The sequence below is a fragment of the Klebsiella sp. 2-CIP_Kleb. genome (assembly GCF_050378715.1).
Classification (GTDB): domain Bacteria; phylum Pseudomonadota; class Gammaproteobacteria; order Enterobacterales; family Enterobacteriaceae; genus Klebsiella; species Klebsiella quasipneumoniae.
On record NZ_JBNRLG010000003.1, the window covers coordinates 251,274 to 270,701 of the forward strand.

22 protein-coding genes are annotated in these 19,428 nt (G+C 60.6%); 14 read left to right on the forward strand and 8 right to left on the reverse strand.

Going from position 1 to position 19,428, the window contains the following annotated elements; genetic code table 11:
- Window positions 1-32 precede the first annotated feature (32 nt).
- From ACQUTP_RS14135 to rpoS, 9 genes are all read left to right on the forward strand, one after another.
- On the forward strand, window positions 33-359 hold the full coding sequence (locus tag ACQUTP_RS14135) for a DUF3561 family protein (RefSeq protein WP_004205590.1): 327 nt from the start codon (window positions 33-35) through the stop codon (window positions 357-359).
- A gap of 140 nt (window positions 360-499) precedes the next feature.
- A complete protein-coding gene (gene ftsB / locus ACQUTP_RS14140; protein WP_002915156.1) occupies window positions 500-817 on the forward strand; it encodes a cell division protein FtsB in 318 nt (105 codons plus the stop codon).
- Between the two features lie 19 nt (window positions 818-836).
- A complete protein-coding gene (gene ispD, locus ACQUTP_RS14145) occupies window positions 837-1,547 on the forward strand; it encodes a 2-C-methyl-D-erythritol 4-phosphate cytidylyltransferase (protein ID WP_017899180.1) in 711 nt (236 codons plus the stop codon).
- Window positions 1,547-2,026: a 2-C-methyl-D-erythritol 2,4-cyclodiphosphate synthase gene (ispF, locus tag ACQUTP_RS14150; RefSeq protein WP_004181093.1), complete on the forward strand. Its 480-nt coding sequence runs from the start codon at window positions 1,547-1,549 to the stop codon at window positions 2,024-2,026. The genes ispD and ispF overlap by 1 nt, the downstream gene beginning before the upstream one ends.
- Window positions 2,023-3,072, forward strand: a complete 1,050-nt coding sequence (gene truD / locus ACQUTP_RS14155; RefSeq protein ID WP_004205599.1) for a tRNA pseudouridine(13) synthase TruD — start codon at window positions 2,023-2,025, stop codon at window positions 3,070-3,072. The genes ispF and truD overlap by 4 nt, the downstream gene beginning before the upstream one ends.
- Entirely contained in the window at window positions 3,053-3,814 is a 762-nt protein-coding gene (gene surE / locus ACQUTP_RS14160) for a 5'/3'-nucleotidase SurE (RefSeq protein WP_004205600.1), read from the forward strand. The genes truD and surE overlap by 20 nt, the downstream gene beginning before the upstream one ends.
- On the forward strand, window positions 3,808-4,434 hold the full coding sequence (locus tag ACQUTP_RS14165) for a protein-L-isoaspartate(D-aspartate) O-methyltransferase (RefSeq protein WP_004205602.1): 627 nt from the start codon (window positions 3,808-3,810) through the stop codon (window positions 4,432-4,434). The genes surE and ACQUTP_RS14165 overlap by 7 nt, the downstream gene beginning before the upstream one ends.
- Before the next feature lie 125 nt (window positions 4,435-4,559).
- A complete protein-coding gene (gene nlpD / locus ACQUTP_RS14170; RefSeq protein ID WP_371320723.1) occupies window positions 4,560-5,690 on the forward strand; it encodes a murein hydrolase activator NlpD in 1,131 nt (376 codons plus the stop codon).
- A gap of 158 nt (window positions 5,691-5,848) precedes the next feature.
- The gene (rpoS, locus tag ACQUTP_RS14175) at window positions 5,849-6,841 is read left to right on the forward strand and encodes an RNA polymerase sigma factor RpoS (protein WP_002915106.1); all 993 of its coding nucleotides are present in this window, start codon (window positions 5,849-5,851) and stop codon (window positions 6,839-6,841) included.
- A gap of 52 nt (window positions 6,842-6,893) precedes the next feature.
- Here the strand turns inward: rpoS and ACQUTP_RS14180 are convergent, their stop codons facing one another.
- Together ACQUTP_RS14180 and ACQUTP_RS14185 are read right to left on the reverse strand one after the other, a co-directional pair.
- A complete protein-coding gene (locus tag ACQUTP_RS14180; RefSeq protein WP_285756364.1) occupies window positions 6,894-7,271 on the reverse strand; it encodes a DUF4440 domain-containing protein in 378 nt (125 codons plus the stop codon).
- A complete protein-coding gene (locus ACQUTP_RS14185) occupies window positions 7,268-8,470 on the reverse strand; it encodes an MFS transporter (RefSeq protein ID WP_004205608.1) in 1,203 nt (400 codons plus the stop codon). The genes ACQUTP_RS14180 and ACQUTP_RS14185 overlap by 4 nt, the downstream gene beginning before the upstream one ends.
- 108 nt (window positions 8,471-8,578) lie before the next feature.
- On the opposite strand from ACQUTP_RS14185, the gene ACQUTP_RS14190 reads away from it, so the two are divergent.
- Window positions 8,579-9,466 (forward strand): LysR family transcriptional regulator, encoded by an 888-nt coding sequence (locus ACQUTP_RS14190; protein WP_004205610.1) that lies wholly within the window; start codon window positions 8,579-8,581, stop codon window positions 9,464-9,466.
- 8 nt (window positions 9,467-9,474) lie between these two features.
- Here ACQUTP_RS14190 and ACQUTP_RS14195 read toward each other — a convergent pair whose 3' ends face one another.
- Window positions 9,475-9,882, reverse strand: coding sequence for a MarR family winged helix-turn-helix transcriptional regulator (locus tag ACQUTP_RS14195; RefSeq protein WP_004205611.1), 408 nt, complete (start codon window positions 9,880-9,882; stop codon window positions 9,475-9,477).
- A gap of 172 nt (window positions 9,883-10,054) precedes the next feature.
- On the opposite strand from ACQUTP_RS14195, the gene ACQUTP_RS14200 reads away from it, so the two are divergent.
- The 4 genes from ACQUTP_RS14200 to ACQUTP_RS14215 all read left to right on the forward strand — a co-directional run bounded on the left by ACQUTP_RS14200 (window position 10,055) and on the right by ACQUTP_RS14215 (window position 12,906).
- Window positions 10,055-10,648, forward strand: a complete 594-nt coding sequence (locus ACQUTP_RS14200; RefSeq protein WP_002915099.1) for a non-oxidative hydroxyarylic acid decarboxylases subunit B — start codon at window positions 10,055-10,057, stop codon at window positions 10,646-10,648.
- A complete protein-coding gene (locus tag ACQUTP_RS14205) occupies window positions 10,648-12,075 on the forward strand; it encodes a non-oxidative hydroxyarylic acid decarboxylases subunit C (protein WP_004205612.1) in 1,428 nt (475 codons plus the stop codon). The genes ACQUTP_RS14200 and ACQUTP_RS14205 overlap by 1 nt, the downstream gene beginning before the upstream one ends.
- Window positions 12,076-12,085: 10 nt before the next feature.
- Window positions 12,086-12,322, forward strand: coding sequence for a non-oxidative hydroxyarylic acid decarboxylases subunit D (locus tag ACQUTP_RS14210; protein ID WP_002915098.1), 237 nt, complete (start codon window positions 12,086-12,088; stop codon window positions 12,320-12,322).
- Between the two features lie 431 nt (window positions 12,323-12,753).
- Window positions 12,754-12,906 carry a Hok/Gef family protein gene (locus tag ACQUTP_RS14215; RefSeq protein WP_002915097.1) on the forward strand — a complete coding sequence of 51 codons (153 nt, stop codon included), beginning with the start codon at window positions 12,754-12,756 and terminating at the stop codon, window positions 12,904-12,906.
- A 127-nt stretch (window positions 12,907-13,033) separates the two neighbouring features.
- Here ACQUTP_RS14215 and mutS read toward each other — a convergent pair whose 3' ends face one another.
- The 5 genes from mutS to ACQUTP_RS14240 form a co-directional block, all read right to left on the reverse strand.
- Window positions 13,034-15,595 carry a DNA mismatch repair protein MutS gene (gene mutS / locus ACQUTP_RS14220; protein WP_032456520.1) on the reverse strand — a complete coding sequence of 854 codons (2,562 nt, stop codon included), beginning with the start codon at window positions 15,593-15,595 and terminating at the stop codon, window positions 13,034-13,036.
- 153 nt (window positions 15,596-15,748) lie between these two features.
- Window positions 15,749-16,528, reverse strand: a complete 780-nt coding sequence (locus tag ACQUTP_RS14225; RefSeq protein WP_222690040.1) for a heme ABC transporter ATP-binding protein — start codon at window positions 16,526-16,528, stop codon at window positions 15,749-15,751.
- Window positions 16,521-17,516 carry a FecCD family ABC transporter permease gene (locus ACQUTP_RS14230; RefSeq protein ID WP_049092491.1) on the reverse strand — a complete coding sequence of 332 codons (996 nt, stop codon included), beginning with the start codon at window positions 17,514-17,516 and terminating at the stop codon, window positions 16,521-16,523. Before ACQUTP_RS14230 ends, ACQUTP_RS14225 begins: the two co-directional genes overlap by 8 nt.
- The gene (locus tag ACQUTP_RS14235; RefSeq protein WP_057213153.1) at window positions 17,516-18,334 is read right to left on the reverse strand and encodes a heme/hemin ABC transporter substrate-binding protein; all 819 of its coding nucleotides are present in this window, start codon (window positions 18,332-18,334) and stop codon (window positions 17,516-17,518) included. The genes ACQUTP_RS14230 and ACQUTP_RS14235 overlap by 1 nt, the downstream gene beginning before the upstream one ends.
- Entirely contained in the window at window positions 18,331-19,362 is a 1,032-nt protein-coding gene (locus tag ACQUTP_RS14240; protein ID WP_205608812.1) for a hemin-degrading factor, read from the reverse strand. Before ACQUTP_RS14240 ends, ACQUTP_RS14235 begins: the two co-directional genes overlap by 4 nt.
- Between the last annotated feature and the right edge of the window lie 66 nt (window positions 19,363-19,428).

A 19,428-nucleotide genomic window follows, 5' to 3' on the forward strand; every position in this document is an offset into this window, starting at 1 on the left:
GGGTGCCGGTTGCCCGGTCTACAGGATTCGATATGCGCAATACCCAGAACCTCAGTATTATTCGTTCAGAACCGCCTCCGGCGACCGGCGACGAGACCACCTGGTCTTTGTCGGGCGCTGCCGTGGGCTTTATTTCATGGCTGCTGGCGCTGGGTATTCCCTTCCTTCTCTATGGCAGTAATACACTTTTCTTCCTCCTCTACACCTGGCCATTCTTCCTTGCGTTGATGCCAGTGGCGGTGGTGGTCGGTATTGCGCTGCACTCTCTGCTCAATGGCAAACTGCTCTATAGCGCCAGCGCGACCATCCTGACCGTCGGGCTGATGTTTGCGCTACTCTTCCTCTGGCTGTTGGGATAACCCGTTTCTGGTATGAATCAAGCATGGGTATCAGCGGCAAAAATATGGTACAGTCCCCGCGTTACGCGGCATCGTCCGCGCGCCCCGGTAGCGTACCCGGGCGAGTTTTGGGATGATGATGCCGTTTTTCAGGGGGCAGGATGGGTAAACTAACGCTGCTATTATTAGCTTTGCTGGTCTGGCTACAGTATTCGCTGTGGTTCGGTAAAAACGGCCTGCATGACTACACGCGGGTTAACGACGACGTCACCGCCCAGCAGGCGACTAACGCCAAATTAAAAGCACGCAACGATCAGCTGTTTGCCGAAATTGACGACCTCAACGGCGGTCAGGAAGCGATCGAGGAGCGTGCGCGCAATGAACTCAGCATGACCCGCCCGGGCGAAACCTTCTATCGTCTGGTACCGGATGCGTCTAAACGCAACCAGGCATCGGGGCAACAGCAGAACAATCGATAACCAGGCCCAGGATTACGACATGGCAGCCACTTTTCCGGGCATTTGCGCCGTGGTGCCGGCAGCCGGTTTTGGCCGCCGCATGCAAACGGAATGCCCGAAACAATATCTCTCAATCGGTAACAAAACGATTCTCGAACACGCGGTCGCCGCGCTGCTGGCGGATCCGCGCGTCCAGCGCGTGGTGATTGCCGTCAGCCCCGGCGATCGGCGCTTCAGCCAGCTGCCGCTGGCCCAGCACCCGCAAATTACCGTCGTGGATGGCGGCGCCGAGCGCGCCGATTCGGTACTCGCCGGCCTGCAGGCGTTACCGGAAGCGCAGTGGGTGCTGGTGCATGACGCCGCGCGCCCCTGCCTGCATCAGGATGACCTCAGCCGCCTGCTGGCACTCTGTGAAACCAGCCGCGTCGGCGGGATCCTCGCGGCCCCGGTGCGCGACACCATGAAGCGCGCCGAGCCGGGCAAAACCGCCGTCGCCCATACCGTCGATCGTAATGACCTGTGGCACGCGCTCACCCCGCAATTTTTCCCTCGCGAGCTGCTGGTGGATTGCCTCACCCGGGCGCTGAACGAGGGGGCCACCATCACCGATGAAGCCTCGGCGCTGGAGTATTGCGGCTTCCATCCGCAGCTGGTCGCCGGACGCGCTGATAATATTAAAGTGACGCGCCCGGAAGATCTGGCGCTGGCGGAATTTTACCTCACCCGTTCCCGACACCAGGAGAAAGCTTAATGCGAATTGGACATGGTTTTGACGTACACGCTTTTGGCGGTGAAGGCCCAATCATCATTGGCGGGGTACGCATTCCTTATGAAAAAGGGCTGCTGGCCCACTCCGACGGCGACGTCGCGCTGCATGCGCTGACCGACGCGCTGCTGGGCGCCGCGGCGCTCGGCGATATTGGCAAGCTGTTCCCGGATACCGATCCGGCGTTTAAAGGCGCCGACAGCCGCGAACTGCTGCGCGAAGCGTGGCGCCGCATTCAGGCCAAAGGCTATACGCTCGGCAACGTCGACGTCACCATTATCGCCCAGGCACCGAAAATGCTGCCGCATATCCCGCAAATGCGTGTCTTTATCGCTGAAGATCTCGGCTGCCATATGGACGACGTCAACGTGAAAGCGACCACCACCGAGAAGCTGGGCTTCACCGGCCGCGGGGAAGGGATCGCCTGCGAAGCGGTCGCGCTGCTGCGTAAGGCCGACAAATGATCGCCTTTGACCAACTGACCTGGCTGCACGGCAAGCCGCAGAGCAGCGGGCTGCTGAAAGCCAATCCGGAAGATTTTCTGGTAGTGGAAGACCTGGGCTTTGCCCCGGACGGCGAAGGCGAGCACGTGCTGGTGCGGATCCTTAAAAACGGCTGCAATACGCGCTTTGTCGCCGACGCGCTGGCGAAATTCCTCAAAATCCATGCCCGTGAAGTGAGCTTCGCCGGGCAAAAAGATAAGCACGCCGTCACCGAGCAGTGGCTGTGCGCTCGGGTGCCCGGCAAAGAGATGCCGGATCTGAGCAAATTTCAGCTTGAGGGCTGCCAGGTACTGGAATATGCCCGCCATAAGCGTAAGCTGCGATTAGGCGCGCTGAAGGGCAACCAGTTTACCCTGATCCTGCGCGAGATTAGCGATCGCCAGGAGGTGGAGACGCGTCTGCAGGCCATCGCTGAACGGGGCGTGCCGAACTATTTCGGCGCTCAGCGCTTCGGCATTGGCGGCAGTAACCTGCAGGGCGCGCTGCGCTGGGCGGAGAGCGGCGCGCCGGTGCGCGATCGCAATAAGCGCAGTTTTTGGTTGTCGGCGGCCCGCAGCGCGTTGTTTAATCAGCAAGTCAGTATTAGATTAAAAAAAACGGAATTTAATCAGGTTGTTGATGGCGATGCGCTACAATTAGCGGGGCGTGGGAGCTGGTTTGTCGTCACACCGGAAGAACTCGAGGTTTCGCAGGCGCGGGTGCACAACCGCGAACTGATGATCACGGCTGCGCTACCGGGCAGCGGCGACTGGGGAAGCCAGCGCGACGCCCTGGCCGCCGAGCAGGCCGCCATCGCCGAGGAAACCTCGCTGCAGACACTGTTGGTGCGGGAGAAAGTCGAGGCGGCGCGCCGGGCGATGCTCCTCTATCCGCAGCAGTTGAGCTGGAACTGGTGGGATGATGTAACCGTTGAACTGCGTTTCTGGCTGCCGGCGGGCAGCTTCGCCACCAGCGTGGTCAGGGAGCTTATCAATACAACGGGTGACTATGCGAATATTGCTGAGTAACGATGACGGGATCCATGCGCCGGGGATACAGACCCTGGCGAAGGCCTTAAGGGAATTTGCCGAGGTCCAGGTGGTTGCACCCGATCGTAACCGCAGCGGGGCTTCGAATTCGCTGACGCTGGAATCGTCACTGCGCACCTTTACCTATGAAAATGGCGATATCGCCGTCCAGATGGGGACGCCGACGGACTGCGTCTACCTTGGCGTGAACGCGCTGATGCGCCCGCGCCCGGACATCGTCGTTTCCGGCATCAACGCCGGACCCAACCTGGGCGATGACGTCATTTACTCCGGCACCGTGGCGGCGGCGATGGAAGGCCGCCATCTGGGGTTCCCCGCGCTGGCCGTGTCGCTCAATGGCTATCAACACTACGACACCGCCGCGGCGGTGACCTGTACTCTCCTGCGCGGACTCAGCCGCGAACCGCTGCGCACCGGGCGGATCCTCAACGTCAATGTCCCGGACCTGCCCCTTGACCAGATCAAAGGCATCCGCGTGACCCGCTGCGGCAACCGCCATCCTGCCGATCAGGTGATCCCGCAAAAGGATCCGCGCGGCAATACCCTGTACTGGATAGGCCCGCCGGGCGATAAGCGCGACGCCGGGCCGGGCACCGATTTTGCGGCAGTGGATGAAGGCTATGTTTCCGTTACGCCATTGCACGTCGATTTAACCGCCCATCAGGCGCATGAGGTGGTCACCGATTGGCTGGAACGTGTCGGGGTTGACAGGCAATGGTAAGTAAACGTGTTGAAAGTTTGTTGAATCAACTGCGCACGCAGGGCATCGTCGATGAACGTGTCCTCGAGGCGATTGCGCGCGTCCCGCGCGAAAAGTTTGTTGATGAAGCCTTTGAACATAAAGCGTGGGAAAACACCGCGCTGCCGATTGGCCAGGGGCAAACCATCTCCCAGCCGTACATGGTGGCGCGGATGACCGAGCTGCTGACGTTGACGCCGGAGTCGCGGGTGCTGGAGATCGGCACCGGTTCCGGTTACCAGACGGCCATCCTGGCGCATCTGGTGCATCACGTTTGCTCGGTAGAGCGAATTAAGAGTTTACAGTGGCAGGCGCGTCGTCGCCTGAAACAACTTGATTTACATAATGTTTCAACCCGTCATGGCGATGGGTGGCAAGGTTGGCAGGCGCGGGCGCCGTTTGATGCCATTATTGTGACGGCGGCGCCGCCGGAAATACCGACCGCGCTGCTGGCGCAGCTGGATGACGACGGCGTGCTGGTACTGCCGGTTGGCGAGGAGCATCAGTTTCTCAAACGGATCCGTCGCCGGGGCAACGAATTTATCATTGATACCGTCGAGGCCGTTCGCTTTGTTCCCCTGGTGAAAGGGGAGCTGGCCTGAGACCCGGATTATTCCAGGTTTTTTTTGCCTGACTTTAGGCGTAGGGTGGACACATTTTTCAGTGTCCTGGCCGGGCGTCGCCCGGTAAGCAAGATATTGGCAGTTAACATATTCCTGGGGGATAAATGAGCGCGGGAAGCACCAAATTTACCGTCAGCCGTATTGCGGCTCTTTCACTGGTTTCACTCTGGCTGGCCGGATGTACCAACACCAATAATCCGCCTGCGCCGGTCAGCTCTGCCGGCGGTGCCGCCTCTTCCAGCACCAACTCCGGCATGTTGATTACGCCGCCATCCTCCGGCGTCAAGTCTGCTCCTCAGGCGCAGCCGATCCAGCCGGTACAGACCCAGACCATTCAGTCGCAGCCAATGGCGCAGGAGCCGGTGCAGACGGTGAATGGCAAGATCGTTTATAACCGCAAATATGGCGATATTCCGAAAGGTAGCTATACCGGTGGCAGTACCTATACGGTCAAACGCGGCGACACGCTGTTCTATATCGCCTGGGTCACCGGCAACGATTTCCGTGACCTGGCGCAACGCAACAATGTCCCGGCCCCGTACGCCCTGAACGTCGGCCAGGTGCTGCAGGTCGGCAACGCTTCAGGCCAGCCGATCACCGGTGAAAATGCCGTTTCTCAGGCCAGCGCAAGGGCGAGCGGCGGTGCGACGGCCACCACAACTTCTGCACAAAAATCGACCGCGGTGGTTGCTTCACAACCGACTATTACGTATTCTGAATCCTCAGGTGAACAAAGTGCTACCAAGATGTTGCCTAATAATAAACCAGCGACCACGACCTCGACGGTCGTCGCGCCGGTGACGGCACCAACAACGGTGAGCACAACCCAGCCGACTGCAAGCAGTACGTCAACCAGTTCGCCGATCTCATCATGGCGCTGGCCGACTGATGGCAAAGTTATCGAGAACTTTAGTGGCGCGGAAGGCGGCAATAAAGGTATCGACATTGCAGGCAGTAAGGGACAGGCTATTGTCGCGACCGCCGATGGGCGCGTCGTCTATGCCGGTAACGCACTGCGCGGCTACGGTAATCTTATTATCATCAAACACAACGATGATTACCTGAGTGCCTACGCTCATAACGATACCATGCTGGTTCGGGAGCAACAGGAAGTCAAAGCGGGGCAGAAAATCGCTACCATGGGTAGCACCGGAACCAGCTCAACAAGATTACATTTTGAAATTCGTTACAAGGGGAAATCCGTCAACCCGCTGCAGTACTTACCGCAGCGATAATTTGGCAAAGTACGGATAAGCGAAGCATTAGCTAACAGGCGCCAGGGCGGTGTCTATGCGCCTCTCGCAGAGAGGAGTAGGGGAAATCGTCCTGGCGTCTTTTGTTGATGCGCCGTGGAAGGTGCTTTGCTCAGGGATCACGGGTAGGAGCCACCTTTATGAGTCAGAATACGCTGAAAGTTCATGATTTAAATGAAGACGCGGAATTTGATGAGAACGGAATTGAGGTTTTCGACGAGAAGGCCTTAGTAGAAGAGGAACCCAGTGATAGCGATCTGGCTGAGGAAGAGCTGCTGTCGCAAGGCGCAACGCAACGCGTGCTTGACGCCACTCAGCTTTATCTTGGAGAGATTGGTTATTCCCCACTGCTGACCGCGGAAGAGGAAGTCTATTTCGCGCGTCGCGCACTGCGTGGTGATGTCGCTTCACGCCGTCGCATGATTGAAAGCAACCTGCGTCTGGTGGTGAAGATTGCCCGTCGTTACAGCAATCGTGGTCTGGCGCTGCTGGATCTGATTGAAGAAGGTAACCTCGGCCTGATCCGCGCCGTTGAGAAGTTTGACCCGGAACGTGGGTTCCGTTTTTCGACCTATGCGACCTGGTGGATCCGCCAGACCATTGAACGGGCGATCATGAACCAAACCCGTACGATCCGTTTGCCGATCCACATTGTCAAAGAGCTGAACGTCTATCTGCGTACCGCGCGCGAGTTGTCCCATAAGCTGGACCACGAGCCGAGCGCGGAAGAGATTGCCGAACAGCTGGACAAACCGGTCGATGACGTCAGCCGTATGCTGCGTCTGAACGAGCGCATCACCTCGGTGGATACCCCGCTGGGTGGCGATTCAGAAAAAGCGCTGCTGGATATTCTGGCCGATGAGAAAGAGAACGGCCCGGAAGACACCACGCAGGACGATGATATGAAACAAAGCATCGTTAAATGGCTGTTCGAACTGAACGCCAAGCAGCGTGAGGTTCTGGCGCGTCGTTTCGGTCTGCTGGGTTATGAAGCCGCCACCCTGGAAGATGTGGGCCGTGAAATTGGCCTCACCCGCGAGCGTGTGCGTCAGATCCAGGTGGAAGGTCTGCGTCGTTTGCGGGAAATTCTGCAGGGGCAAGGACTGAATATCGAAGCGCTCTTCCGCGAATAAGATCTTTTCTCTCAAAAAGGCCCCCTCGAAAGTCGGGGCCTTTTTCTTTGCGCTAGCCGCGGCGGGTTTCCTGCAGATGGCGCCAGACAATTTTCCCTTCCGCTTGCTGAAAAATCGCCGTCGACCAGCGTACGTTCTCACTGCCATCCGCCAGCGTTTGGCGTTCACGGAATAGCACGGCGGCGCCGTCGTGCCACTCGCTGATGATTTTCGTCTGATCCACCACGATGTGTAATCCCGGACGGCTTGCGCCCGCCTGGTGGAAAAAACGGCTCACCGTCGGGTAGTCCATCTTCTCGCCGCTCAGAGGGATCATAGTGAATTCGGCGGCAAAACGGCTCATCAGCGCCTCAGCGCTCCCTTCCCCCTGGCTTAACCAGCGTTCGATAAGGACATGGGCGTCGAGGACTTCCTGCAGATACGGGTTCATGACTTCTCCAGAGTGGTGTGCAGGCGATGGATAATCGCCCGATTATTCAGCCGCAGGCAACACAGCAGCGGCAACAGGGTTATGGCGGCGGCGCAGCTAAACGCGCCTTGCCAGGCGTAGGCCGGCGGGAATATCCTCAGCAGCAGAGCGAGCAGCGCGCTGCCGGCAAAGAAGCTGAGCTGGCGGTTAAGGTTCCACAGCGCGCTGGCGTCAGGCATCTCTTCGCCAGGCGTATGCAGGAAAGCGCTGCTTTGCGCGGTGCTGCTGCATAAGCTACCTCCGCCGCCCATCAGCGTAAAGGCCAGAATCAACAGCGCCAGCGGGCTGTGCGCATCGACCTGCAGCAGCAGCAGGATCCCTGCCGCCTGAAGCAGGCAGCCGACTATCACCAGAGGCCGCGGTCCGAAGCGGTTGAAATACCTGCCGGTAAAGGTGATGGCGACAAACGAGGCCAGCGACCAGGGCACCATCAGGGCGCCAATGGCCCCCGGCGCCATCCCGGTGACGCGTTGCAGGTAGAACATTCCCACGACGTTGACGCCAATAAACATTCCCGGTACGCAGAGATAAATAAGCATGGCGAAGCGCAGGAGAGGATCGGCCAGCAACGACAGCGGGAGCAAGCGGGCCGGCCGGACAGGGGCGGAGGTGTCGTTCAGCCATCGCGCCGCCAGCATAAAGGTAAGCAGGGCGACAGGCAGGCTGGCGAAAAAGACCCAGCGCCAGCTGAAGGCCTGGACTAGCAGACCGCCGATCGCCGGCGAGCAGGCGGGCGCCAGCAGGCCGACCAGCATCACCGCCGCCGATAGCTTCGCCCGCTCCTGCGGCTGAAACAGCGGCCAGGTCAGCGCCTGACCGAGGGGGATTAGCAGCCCGCCGCCCATCCCCTGCAACGTCCGCCAGAAAATCAGCGCACCCAGGCTGTGGGCCAGCCCTGATGCCAGCGCGCCGAGGCTGAACAGCCCCAGCGAGAGTAAAAACAGCCGTTTTGGTCCACAGCGCTGGCTGAGCCAGGCGCTGAACGGCACGACGACCGTCAGGCCAAGAATATAGGCATTGCTGACCCACGCCAGCTGCGAGACGGATACCGCCAGCGCGTGGCTGATAGCCGGGAAGGCGATGCTGGCGATAAACATATTGATTAAGTCGAGAAAAAAGCCGAACAGAAAAACGGTGGCAACGCGGTGGCGATAGGTCATGATTCACTCCCTCAGACAGGCGGCTACTGTAAACCCGGCGCCACGGGGGATAAACGGGGTGAATCGGGATATACTGTCTGAATATTTTTGACAATCATCCGGACGACGATGCTAAACCTTCAGCGCGTGACCATGTTTATCGCCGTGGTGGACGCCGGCAGCTTCACCCAGGCCGCCGCGGCGCTGGGGCAGACCAAAGCGGTGGTCAGCTTTAACGTAAGGCAACTGGAAAATGAGCTGGGGGTGACCCTGCTGCTGCGTTCGACGCGCCGTCTGCGGCTCACTGACGCCGGGGCGCTGTTCTATCAGCGTGGGGTGGCGCTGCTGAAAGCGGCGGAAAATCTGCAGGATGAGGTTCGGGCCAGCCATAGCGGTTTAAGCGGAGAGCTGCGGATCACCACTACGCCGGAGTATGGCGCACAGGTTATCATCCCGGCGCTGGCGGCGTTTTCCCGTCATCATCCGGCGTTACGGGTGCGGCACGTCTCGTCCTCCCATCATGCGGATCTTATCTCCGAACGATTTGACGTGGCGATACGCCTCGGCACGTTGGCCGATTCCCGCTACCGGGCGACGCGGATTGCCAGTTTTGCGATCCTGCCCGTCGCCTCACCGGCCTGGCTGGCGAGCCATCCGCTGCAGACGCTGTCCGATCTGGCGCAAGCTGACTGGATTATTCACGAGCGTCTGCCGGCGCCGCTGCGCTGGCAGCTGCGAACGGATGAACAGGCAGAGGTGGATTTTACGATAGTCAACGCGCCACGGTTTTCAGCCGACAGCGCCACGGCGCTGATGAGCTTTGCTCTGGCCGGATGCGGCGTCGCTTTGCTGCCTGCCTGGCTGGTGGCCGGGAAACTGGCGCAGCGGGAGCTGGTGGCTGTCCTGCCGGAATACCATTTCCCGCCGCAGGGCGTGTATGCCCTTTTTCCCGATGCGCAGCATATGCCGACCCGGGTGCGGGCGTTTATCGACTTTCTGCGTGAGCAGCTCGACTAGGCGCTTGCTCAGGGAACCATCATCTTACGCACCAGCCGGGAGAACTGCTCGCGTTCATCATCGCTCAGGCGGCCGAGAAACTCGTCATCGACCTCATTGCCTTGCGGAATGGAACGGTTAAGCAGCGCCTCGCCTTCGTCGGTCAGAAAGACAAAACGGCGGCGTTTATCGGCCGGATCGTGCTCCCGGCGCACCAGGCCGCGCGCTTCCATCCGGCTGAGCATCTCCGCCAGCGTGGCCTTAGTACTGACCGCCGCTTCAATCAGCACCACCTGTTCGATCCCCGGCTGCTCGGCAACCGAGCGCATCACCGCATACTGAGGCTTAGTCAGGTCCGGTAACGCCTGCTGCCAGCGGGCGGTATGTTGTTGAAAAAGCTGGCGCAGCAGGTGGAATGCTTCGTTTCGTAACTCCATGAATACTCCGTAACAAAACTGTCACCTCTATGATAGCCGTTTGTACGCCTTTTTATACCTTTTCCCTGTTTGATTAAAAATGCGCACGTATACGAACGATCTTGTCATTTGGCTCAGGAGGGGGTAATTTAAGTACAAAGTTCGTATACGAACAAAATGAATGAGGTGTGGAATGAAACTGATTATTGGGATGACGGGGGCCACCGGGGCTCCGCTTGGGGTGGCATTGCTGCAGGCGCTGCGCGATATGCCGGAGGTGGAAACCCATCTGGTGATGTCGAAATGGGCCAAAACCACCATCGAGCTGGAAACGCCGTGGACGGCACGGGAAGTGGCCGCGTTGGCGGACTTTTCCCACAGCCCGGCCGACCAGGCCGCCACCATCTCATCAGGTTCATTTCGCACCGACGGCATGATCGTTATTCCCTGCAGTATGAAGACGCTGGCGGGCATTCGCGCGGGCTATGCCGAAGGGCTGGTGGGCCGCGCGGCGGACGTGGTGCTTAAAGAGGGGCGCAAGCTGGTGCTGGTCCCGCGGGAAATGCCGCTCAGCACGATCCATCTGGAGAACATGCTGGCGCTGTCCCGGATGGGCGTGGCGATGGTGCCGCCGATGCCGGCTTACTACAACCACCCGGAAACGGTTGACGATATCACCAACCATATTGTGACCCGGGTGTTGGATCAGTTTGGCCTCGACTACCACAAGGCGCGCCGCTGGAACGGCTTGCGTACGGCAGAACAATTTGCACAGGAGATCGAATAATGGCTTTTGATGATTTGCGCAGCTTTTTGCAGGCACTGGATGACCAGGGACAACTGCTGAAAATCAGTGAAGAGGTGAACGCTGAGCCAGACCTGGCGGCGGCGGCCAATGCCACCGGACGCATCGGCGACGGCGCCCCGGCGCTGTGGTTCGATAATATTCGCGGCTTTACCGACGCCCGGGTGACGATGAACACCATCGGCTCGTGGCAGAACCATGCCATCTCGCTGGGCCTGCCGCCCAACACGCCGGTGAAAAAGCAGATTGATGAATTCATCCGCCGTTGGGATAACTTCCCGGTGACGCCAGAGCGCCGCGCCAACCCGGCATGGGCGGAAAACACCGTGGATGGCGACGATATCAACCTGTTCGATATTCTGCCGCTGTTCCGCCTCAACGATGGCGACGGTGGCTTCTACCTCGACAAAGCCTGCGTCGTTTCGCGCGATCCGCTTGACCCTGACAACTTCGGTAAGCAAAACGTCGGTATCTACCGTATGGAAGTGAAAGGCAAGCGCAAGCTCGGCCTGCAGCCGGTGCCGATGCACGATATCGCCCTGCATCTGCATAAGGCGGAAGAGCGCGGGGAAGACCTGCCGATCGCCATTACCCTCGGTAACGACCCGATTATCACCCTGATGGGCGCCACGCCGCTGAAATACGATCAGTCAGAATATGAAATGGCCGGCGCGCTGCGCGAGAGCCCATATCCCATCGCCACCGCGCCGCTGACCGGCTTTGACGTGCCCTGGGGTTCGGAAGTGATCCTCGAAGGGGTGATTGAAGGCCGCAAGCGTGAGATAGAGGGGCCGTTCGGTGAGTTTACCGGCCACTACTCCGGCGGTCGTAACATGACGGTAGTGCGCATCGACAAAGTCTCGTATCGCAGCAAACCGATTTTTGAATCGCTCTATCTCGGTATGCCATGGACCGAAATCGACTATCTGATGGGCCCGGCCACCTGCGTGCCGCTGTATCAGCAGCTGAAGGCAGAGTTTCCGGAAGTGCAGGCGGTCAACGCCATGTACACCCACGGTCTGCTGGCGATCATCTCCACCAAAAAACGCTACGGCGGCTTTGCCCGCGCGGTGGGACTGCGGGCGATGACCACTCCCCACGGCCTCGGCTATGTGAAGATGGTGATTATGGTTGATGAAGACGTCGACCCGTTCAATCTGCCGCAGGTGATGTGGGCGCTCTCCTCTAAGGTTAACCCGGCGGGAGACCTGGTGCAGTTGCCGAACATGTCGGTCCTTGAACTTGACCCAGGCTCCAGCCCAGCGGGCATCACCGACAAACTCATTATCGACGCCACCACCCCGGTTGCGCCGGACCTACGCGGCCACTACAGCCAGCCGGTGCAGGATCTGCCGGAAACCAAAGCCTGGGCTGAAAAACTGACCGCCATGCTGGCCAACCGTAAATAAGGAGAAGAAGATGATTTGTCCACGTTGCGCCGATGAAAAGATTGAAGTCATGGCAACATCGCCGGTGAAAGGGGTCTGGACTGTGTATCAGTGCCAGCACTGCCTTTATACCTGGCGGGATACCGAGCCGCTGCGCCGCACCAGCCGCGAGCACTATCCGGAAGCGTTTCGGATGACGCAGAAAGATATTGATGAGGCGCCGCAGGTGCCGCACGTACCGCCGCTATTGCCGGAAGATAAGCGTTAATGAAAAGGGCCCGCTAAGGGCCTATTTCATTTGGGCTATTTTACCGGCCATATTAAAACTGGGCAGTGCGCAAACTGCCTGCGACAAATACGCCGACTGGGATAATCTCTCAGTCGGTTTTTTATATTTCGCAGAATGATAAAAGTTATTTTATTCATTAAATCCAGAAATGGTGTAAAGGGATAATAGCGTGGGATGACTTTGCGAGTCGGCTTCCAGATTATTATAAAATCCGTCTGATTAATTCCTTGCAGATAAATTTCACACCCTGACGAGTATAGAATAGCGGCGGGTGCTTGAGGCTGTCTGGCCTTGAGCATTACCAGGACCCCAGACAGACGAAAGCCCCAGGAGATATTTCTATCAACTGAGGCTAGCGAATGAACATCGACAATTCAGATGTTAGTCTCTTCTTTGCAGGGAGGCAAGATATGCTGACGAAATATGCCCTTGTGGCAATCATCGTACTCTGTATTACGGTACTGGGATTTACGCTGTTGGTGCACAGCTCACTATGCGAGCTGAGTATTAAAGAGCGTAATATTGAGTTTAAAGCTGTTCTCGCTTACGAATCGAAGAAGTAGCATCCGCGCGGGGGCAACCCCGCGTATCGGTTGTCAGGACGCATCCTCTTGCACCCATTTTTAGTTTGTTAAAACGGCAGCGCTGAACGGCGCTGCCGTTTTTCACCTTAATAGGGCGATTGGGGTGCTAGACCAGACTTTTCAGACGATAAATCCACTCCAGCGCCTGACGCGGGGTCAGGGAGTCCGGATCAAGATTCTCCAGCGCCTCAACTGCAGGCGAGGTCTCTTCCGGGGCGGCGAGCAGCGACATCTGCGTGCCGTCGACCTGGGTCGCCGCCGCGTTGGGCGAAATACTCTCCAGCTCGCGCAGTTTCTGCCGCGCGCGCTTGATCACTTCTTTCGGCACCCCGGCCAGCGCGGCGACCGCCAGGCCGTAGCTCTTGCTGGCCGCGCCATCCTGCACGCTGTGCATAAAGGCGATGGTGTCGCCATGCTCCAGCGCGTCGAGGTGGACGTTGGCAACGCCTTCCATTTTCTCCGGCAGCTGGGTGAGCTCGAAGTAGTGGGTGGCGAACAGCGTCAGCGCCTTGATTTTGTTGGCCAGATTCTCCGCACAGGCCCATGCCAGCGACAGACCGTCGTAGGTGGACGTGCCGCGGCCAATCTCATCCATCAGCACCAGGCTGTGTTCGGTGGCGTTGTGCAGAATATTGGCGGTTTCGGTCATCTCCACCATAAAGGTCGAGCGGCCGCTGGCCAGGTCATCCGCCGCGCCGACGCGGGTAAAGATGCGATCGATCGGCCCGATCTCCACCTTCTGCGCCGGGACGTAGCTGCCGATATAGGCCAGCAGCGCAATCAGCGCGGTCTGGCGCATATAGGTACTTTTACCGCCCATGTTCGGCCCGGTGATGATCAGCATCCGCCGCTGCGGCGCCAGCTGCAGCGGGTTGGCGATAAAGGGCTCTTTCAGCACCTGCTCGACCACCGGATGGCGGCCTTCGCTGATGCGAATGCCCGGCTTATCGCTAAAGGTCGGGCAGCAGTAGTTCAGGGTTTCCGCGCGTTCCGCCAGGTTGACCAGCACGTCCAGCTCGGCCAGCGCGCTGGCGCTCGCCTGCAGGTCGGCAAGGTGCGGCAGCAGCAGGTCGAACAGTTCGTCATAAAGCTGTTTTTCCAGCGCCAGCGCCTTGCCCTTGGAGGTCAGCACCTTATCTTCGTATTCCTTCAGTTCAGGAATAATGTAGCGTTCGGCGTTTTTCAGCGTCTGGCGACGCACGTAGTGGATCGGCGCCAGGTGGCTCTGGCCGCGGCTGATCTGGATATAGTAGCCGTGGACGGCGTTGTAGCCGACCTTCAGGGTATCGAGGCCCAGCCGCTCGCGCTCGCGGATCTCCAGCTTATCGAGATAATCGGTGGCGCCATCGGCCAGCGCCCGCCACTCGTCCAGCTCTGCGCTGTAGCCTGGAGCGATGACCCCGCCGTCGCGGACCAGCACCGGCGGGGCGTCGATCACCGCGCGCTCCAGCAGTTCGCGCAGTTCGCTAAACTCGCCCATTTTTTCGCGCAATTTTTGCACCGGCTGACTGTCAACGTCAGCCAGCTGCTCGCGCAGCAGGGGCAACTGCTGCAGGGCATGACGCATGCGGGCTAAATCGCGTGGACGGGCGGTACGCAGCGCCAGACGCGCCAGAATACGTTCCAGATCGCCGACCTGGCGCAGCACCGGCTGCAGCTCGGTATAGCGCTCCTGCAGCGCGCCGATGGTCTGCTGGCGCTCCATCAGCACGGCGGTATCGCGGACCGGCATATGCAGCCAGCGCTTGAGCATCCGGCTGCCCATCGGCGTCACCGTGCAGTCGAGCACCGAGGCCAGCGTGTTATCGGTGCCGCCGGCGAGATTCTGGGTGATCTCCAGATTACGGCGGGTGGCGGCATCCATAATGATGCTGTCCTGCTGGCGTTCCATGGTGATGGAGCGAATATGCGGTAGCGAGGTGCGCTGGGTGTCTTTGACATACTGCAGCAGGCAGCCGGCGGCGCACAGGCCGCGGGGGGCGTTTTCCACGCCGAAGCCAACCAGATCGCGGGTGCCGAACTGCAGGTTAAGCTGCTGGCGCGCGGTGTCGATTTCAAATTCCCACAGCGGACGACGGCGCAGACCGCGGCGGCCTTCGATCAGCGACGATTCGGCAAAATCTTCCGCGTACAGCAGCTCCGCCGGATTAGTGCGCTGCAGCTCTGCCGCCATGGTTTCGCGGTCGGCCGGTTCGCTCAAGCGGAAGCGGCCGGAGCTGATGTCCAGCGTCGCGTAGCCAAAGCCTTTGCTGTCCTGCCAGATGGCGGCCAGCAGGTTGTCCTGGCGCTCCTGCAGCAGCGCTTCATCGCTGATAGTGCCCGGCGTGACGATACGCACCACTTTACGCTCGACCGGCCCTTTGGTAGTGGCCGGATCGCCTATCTGCTCGCAAATGGCTACCGACTCGCCCTGATTAACCAGTTTCGCAAGATAGTTTTCCACCGCGTGGTGGGGGATGCCGGCCATGGGAATGGGTTCGCCCGCGGAGGCGCCGCGCTTGGTCAGCGAGATATCGAGCAGCTGCGACGCGCGTTTCGCATCGTCATAAAACAGCTCGTAAAAATCCCCCATCCGGTAAAACAGCAGAATGTCAGGATGTTGCGCCTTCAGCTTGAGATACTGCTGCATCATCGGCGTGTGGGCGTCGAGATTGTCAATTGTGCTCATGGGGTGTTATCCAGATCCCTGATTTGAAATGGCGGCGATTTTGTTGTTTTCGTCGTTATCACATGGATGAGACATGATAACGGAGATGGGCAGGCGAGGGAAACTGACGAACGCGCGCGGCGCGATCCGGATTCCAGTTGCGCCGCGCGGGGGTTACGGCGCCAGATAGACCTGGGGGGCCGCGTTGTCCGGATGCTGGCCGAGGCGGACATCCGCCCCGTACCAGCGATGGATAACCGGCTGCTGGATCACCTCCTGCGGCGTGCCCTGGGCGACCAGATGGCCCTGGTGAAGCAGCAGGATGCGGTCGGCCCACAGGGCGGCGAGGTTAAGGTCATGCAGCACCACGCACACGTGCAGTTGCCCGCCGGCGGTGAGCCGTTTGAGCAAGCGCAGCAGATACTGTTGATAGTAAAGGTCCAGCGCCGAGGTGGGTTCATCAAGAAACAGCCAGCCCTGCGGCGCGCCGTCGCGCCACAGCTGCGCCAGACAGCGGGCGAGCTGTACCCGCTGCTGCTCGCCACCGGAGAGGCCGGGATAGCGGCGGCCGGCAAGTTCATCGCAGCCGGTGACGGCCATTACCGCCGCCAGCACCGACGGGTCCGCGGTCGGACCCCACGGCGAGCGCCCCATGGCGATGACCGTTTCCACCGTCCAGTCAGCCTGCAGGGCCGTGCGCTGCAGCATGACCGCCCGCCGGCGCGCCAGCGCCTCGGGTGACCATTCCTCCAGCGGCGTGCCCGCCAGATGGCGAGTGCCGCTATCCGGAGTCAGGTACCCGGTAAGCAGCCGCAGCAGCGTGGATTTGCCTGCGCCGTTCGGCCCGATAAGCGCCGTCATCTCGCCGCCGCGCAGCGCGACGGAGACGTTGTCGATAATCTGCCGCTGGCCGAGGCGAAGCGCCAGTCCCTGCGCGCAGTATTCATTAGCCATGTTTGAGATTCTCCCGGCGAAAGACCAGCCACAGAAACCAGGGGGCGCCCAGCAGGCTGGTGAGCAGACCGACCGGCATCTCCGCCGGCGCCGCTACGGTGCGGGCCAGGGTATCGGCCAGCAGAAGCAGGATGGCGCCGGCCAGCAGCGAGCCGGGGATCAGCCCGCGATGATCCGGCCCCAGCCACAGGCGCATCAGGTGCGGCACCACCAGGCCGATAAAGCCGATGACTCCGCTGATGGCCACCGCCGCGGCCACCAGCACCGCGCTGCACAGCAGCAGCCAGCGCTGCAGCGCCCGCACGTTGACCCCGAGATAGTGCGCCTCTTCATCGCCGAGCTGCAGCAGATTCAGGTGGGATGCCATCCACCACACCGCCAGCGCCGCCGGGATGATCAGGGTCGTAGCCACCAGCAGGGTCGGCCACTCGGCCTGGCCCAGGCTGCCCATGCCCCACAGCGACAGCTGGCGCAGCTGGGCGTCGTTGCTCAGCCAGGCCAGCACGCCGACCAGCGCCCCGCACAGCGCGTTGATGGCGATCCCTACCAGCAGCAGGCGCGACAGCGAACCCTCCTCCGCCCGGCTGAGGATAAAAATCACTACCATCACTGCCAGGCTACCAATAAACGCCGCCAGCATCGGCATATACAGGGCGATCAGCCCCGATGCGGAAAGCGGGAGCACCAGCCAGCAGGCCACCGCCAGCGCGGCGCCGCTGCTGATGCCCAGCAGGCCCGGGTCGGCAAGTGGGTTGCGAAACAGCCCCTGCATCACGCAGCCGGAGAGGGCCAGCGCCGCGCCCACCAGCAGGGCCAGCAGCACCCGCGGCAGACGGATGGTCAGCCAGATGTGGCGCAGCATCTCATCCCCGGCGGGCAGCAGGCTGGCCAGCGGCAAACGCATCGCGCCAAGGGTGGTGGCGAACAGCGTCAGCGAAACCAGCAGTAGCGTCATCATCAGCAAACGGCGGGTGAGGGCAGGGCGCATCAGGGCAGTTGCTCCGCTTTTTCACGCAGCGCGATAATTGCCTGCGGGGTGCGCGGCCCAAAGCCGAGCAGGGCCATGTCGTCGATCGTCAGCAGCTGTTTATGGCGACCCGCCGGGGTCTGCGCCAGGCCGGGCAGGCTCCACAGCCCGGCTTCGCCGCCCATCCCTTTGAGACCATCGGCGGAGATCACCACCAGATCCGCCTGGCTGGCGGCCACTCCCTCCTGCGACATCGCCCGATAGTGGTCGAAGCCCTGCATCGCGTTCTGCAGACCGGCGGCGCGAATGGCGCCATCGGCCGCGGTGTGTTGCCCGGCCACCAGGGTATTCATTCCGCCGTGGCTGAGAATAAACAGCACCCGCCTGGCAATCGGCTGCGTTGGAATGGCGGCGATCTGCTGCTGAAGCTGCTGGCGCAGCGCGTCGCCTGCCGGGGTTTTGCCTAATGCTTCGGCAATGACGGCCACTTTTTTATCGATCGCGGCCAGGTTTTCGCCGCCAGGCACGTTAACCACCTTCACGCCGCTCGCCTGCACCTTGTGTAAGACCAGCGAGGGCTGCGCCTGGGCGCTCGCTAACACCAGCTGCGGACGTAATGCGAGGATCCCCTCAGCGTTCAGCTGCCGCAGGTAGCCGACATCCGGCAGTTTTTGCGCCGCCGGGGGCCAGCTGCTGGTGCTGTCCCGGGCGACCAGGCTCTGTTGCGCGCCAAGGGCATAGACGATCTCAGTGACATCTCCGCCGAGGGTGACGAGCCGCTCCACAGCGGCGTGGCTCAGCAGCGGGAAGGCGATGAGAAGCAGTAACCAGCGCATCATGCGGGCAGTCCTTCGCGGGTCAGACGATCCACCTGCTGGCGCCATTGCGCCTGCTCGGGGTGGCCCTCGCTGCGCTGGCCATAGAGCTGGGCAATCTGGGTGCCGTCTTTGGCGAACAGCTCGACGCTGGTGACGTGTCCGTCTGAGGTCGGCTTACGGGTCACCCACACTTCATCGATGCTCTCTTCGCGCAGATGGAGGGTAAAGGTGGGATTGAAGATATTCAGCCAGCCGCGCATCGGCGCCAGCTTTTCCAGGGCACCGGTGAAAATCTGCACGCAGCCGCGATTGCCGACGAAGATCATGATTTCATTGCCCTCCTGGCGCACCGTCTCCAGTAACGCTGGCAGCGCATGGCGATCAACGCGGCAGGCGAGGTCGTCGCTCACCAGACGGAAGGCCTGCTGGCGGGAAAGCTGATATTTACGCAGCAGACCGAAGAACTGGTGTACGTCGGTCATCGCGCGCCAGTCGTTCTCCAGCGCGGCTCCATCGGCGCTCTCGGCATATTTCACCGGCTCCAGTGGGCGCAGGGTCAGCGGTGCCGGGGCCGCCACCCGATACTCCGCGATCAGGGTGTCCCAGGCCGCCATGTCGGTCTGCGTGGTCGCATAGACTTTCAGCAGGGCGTCACCGTGGTGGTCGAAAAACTGAATGCTCTGGCGACCGTTATCGTTCAGATGGAAGGCGCTGGCCCACTGGCTGAGGAACAGACGCAGGTCGAGCGCGCGCGGGTTGAGCACCAGCCCGGCGTGGCCGCTGAGGTGCTGGTGCGTGAACTGGCCGACCTGCTCATGCACGGCATACTCGTTGCGGCAGATGCATTTGGTTTCACCGACGCGCTCCAGGGCGGCAATCAGCGCCCGGGCGTCATCGCTCAGGCGCACGGCATCATGGCCGAGGCGGGCGGCGGTCAGTTCGGCTTCGCTGATCCCCATTTCCGAGGCGATATCGCGGGCATATTTCGCGGCGCTGGCCGCTTTGGTGGCCTGGTAGCGCTGCCACAAATCGGGGTGGGCATTGGGCATAATTATATCCTTCTCGATGATCAATATCCCCGGCCGGTGGGCCGGGGCAGGTGAGTGGTTATTCGG

What these genes read in the sequence shown, in the direction of transcription:
- ispF (WP_004181093.1), top strand. Translation starts at nt 1,547, where the DNA reads ATGCGAATTGGACATGGTTTTGACGTACACGCTTTTGGCGGTGAAGGC.
- truD (WP_004205599.1), top strand. Translation starts at nt 2,023, where the DNA reads ATGATCGCCTTTGACCAACTGACCTGGCTGCACGGCAAGCCGCAGAGC.
- ACQUTP_RS14230 (WP_049092491.1), bottom strand. Translation starts at nt 17,516, where the DNA reads ATGCGCCCTGCCCTCACCCGCCGTTTGCTGATGATGACGCTACTGCTG.
- ACQUTP_RS14235 (WP_057213153.1), bottom strand. Translation starts at nt 18,334, where the DNA reads ATGATGCGCTGGTTACTGCTTCTCATCGCCTTCCCGCTGCTGAGCCAC.
- ACQUTP_RS14190 (WP_004205610.1), top strand. Translation starts at nt 8,579, where the DNA reads ATGCTAAACCTTCAGCGCGTGACCATGTTTATCGCCGTGGTGGACGCC.
- ACQUTP_RS14240 (WP_205608812.1), bottom strand. Translation starts at nt 19,362, where the DNA reads ATGCCCAATGCCCACCCCGATTTGTGGCAGCGCTACCAGGCCACCAAA.
- ACQUTP_RS14185 (WP_004205608.1), bottom strand. Translation starts at nt 8,470, where the DNA reads ATGACCTATCGCCACCGCGTTGCCACCGTTTTTCTGTTCGGCTTTTTT.
- mutS (WP_032456520.1), bottom strand. Translation starts at nt 15,595, where the DNA reads ATGAGCACAATTGACAATCTCGACGCCCACACGCCGATGATGCAGCAG.
- ACQUTP_RS14200 (WP_002915099.1), top strand. Translation starts at nt 10,055, where the DNA reads ATGAAACTGATTATTGGGATGACGGGGGCCACCGGGGCTCCGCTTGGG.
- ACQUTP_RS14225 (WP_222690040.1), bottom strand. Translation starts at nt 16,528, where the DNA reads ATGGCTAATGAATACTGCGCGCAGGGACTGGCGCTTCGCCTCGGCCAG.
- ACQUTP_RS14215 (WP_002915097.1), top strand. Translation starts at nt 12,754, where the DNA reads ATGCTGACGAAATATGCCCTTGTGGCAATCATCGTACTCTGTATTACG.
- ACQUTP_RS14165 (WP_004205602.1), top strand. Translation starts at nt 3,808, where the DNA reads ATGGTAAGTAAACGTGTTGAAAGTTTGTTGAATCAACTGCGCACGCAG.
- ACQUTP_RS14195 (WP_004205611.1), bottom strand. Translation starts at nt 9,882, where the DNA reads ATGGAGTTACGAAACGAAGCATTCCACCTGCTGCGCCAGCTTTTTCAA.
- ftsB (WP_002915156.1), top strand. Translation starts at nt 500, where the DNA reads ATGGGTAAACTAACGCTGCTATTATTAGCTTTGCTGGTCTGGCTACAG.
- nlpD (WP_371320723.1), top strand. Translation starts at nt 4,560, where the DNA reads ATGAGCGCGGGAAGCACCAAATTTACCGTCAGCCGTATTGCGGCTCTT.
- surE (WP_004205600.1), top strand. Translation starts at nt 3,053, where the DNA reads ATGCGAATATTGCTGAGTAACGATGACGGGATCCATGCGCCGGGGATA.
- ACQUTP_RS14205 (WP_004205612.1), top strand. Translation starts at nt 10,648, where the DNA reads ATGGCTTTTGATGATTTGCGCAGCTTTTTGCAGGCACTGGATGACCAG.
- rpoS (WP_002915106.1), top strand. Translation starts at nt 5,849, where the DNA reads ATGAGTCAGAATACGCTGAAAGTTCATGATTTAAATGAAGACGCGGAA.
- ACQUTP_RS14135 (WP_004205590.1), top strand. Translation starts at nt 33, where the DNA reads ATGCGCAATACCCAGAACCTCAGTATTATTCGTTCAGAACCGCCTCCG.
- ACQUTP_RS14180 (WP_285756364.1), bottom strand. Translation starts at nt 7,271, where the DNA reads ATGAACCCGTATCTGCAGGAAGTCCTCGACGCCCATGTCCTTATCGAA.
- ACQUTP_RS14210 (WP_002915098.1), top strand. Translation starts at nt 12,086, where the DNA reads ATGATTTGTCCACGTTGCGCCGATGAAAAGATTGAAGTCATGGCAACA.
- ispD (WP_017899180.1), top strand. Translation starts at nt 837, where the DNA reads ATGGCAGCCACTTTTCCGGGCATTTGCGCCGTGGTGCCGGCAGCCGGT.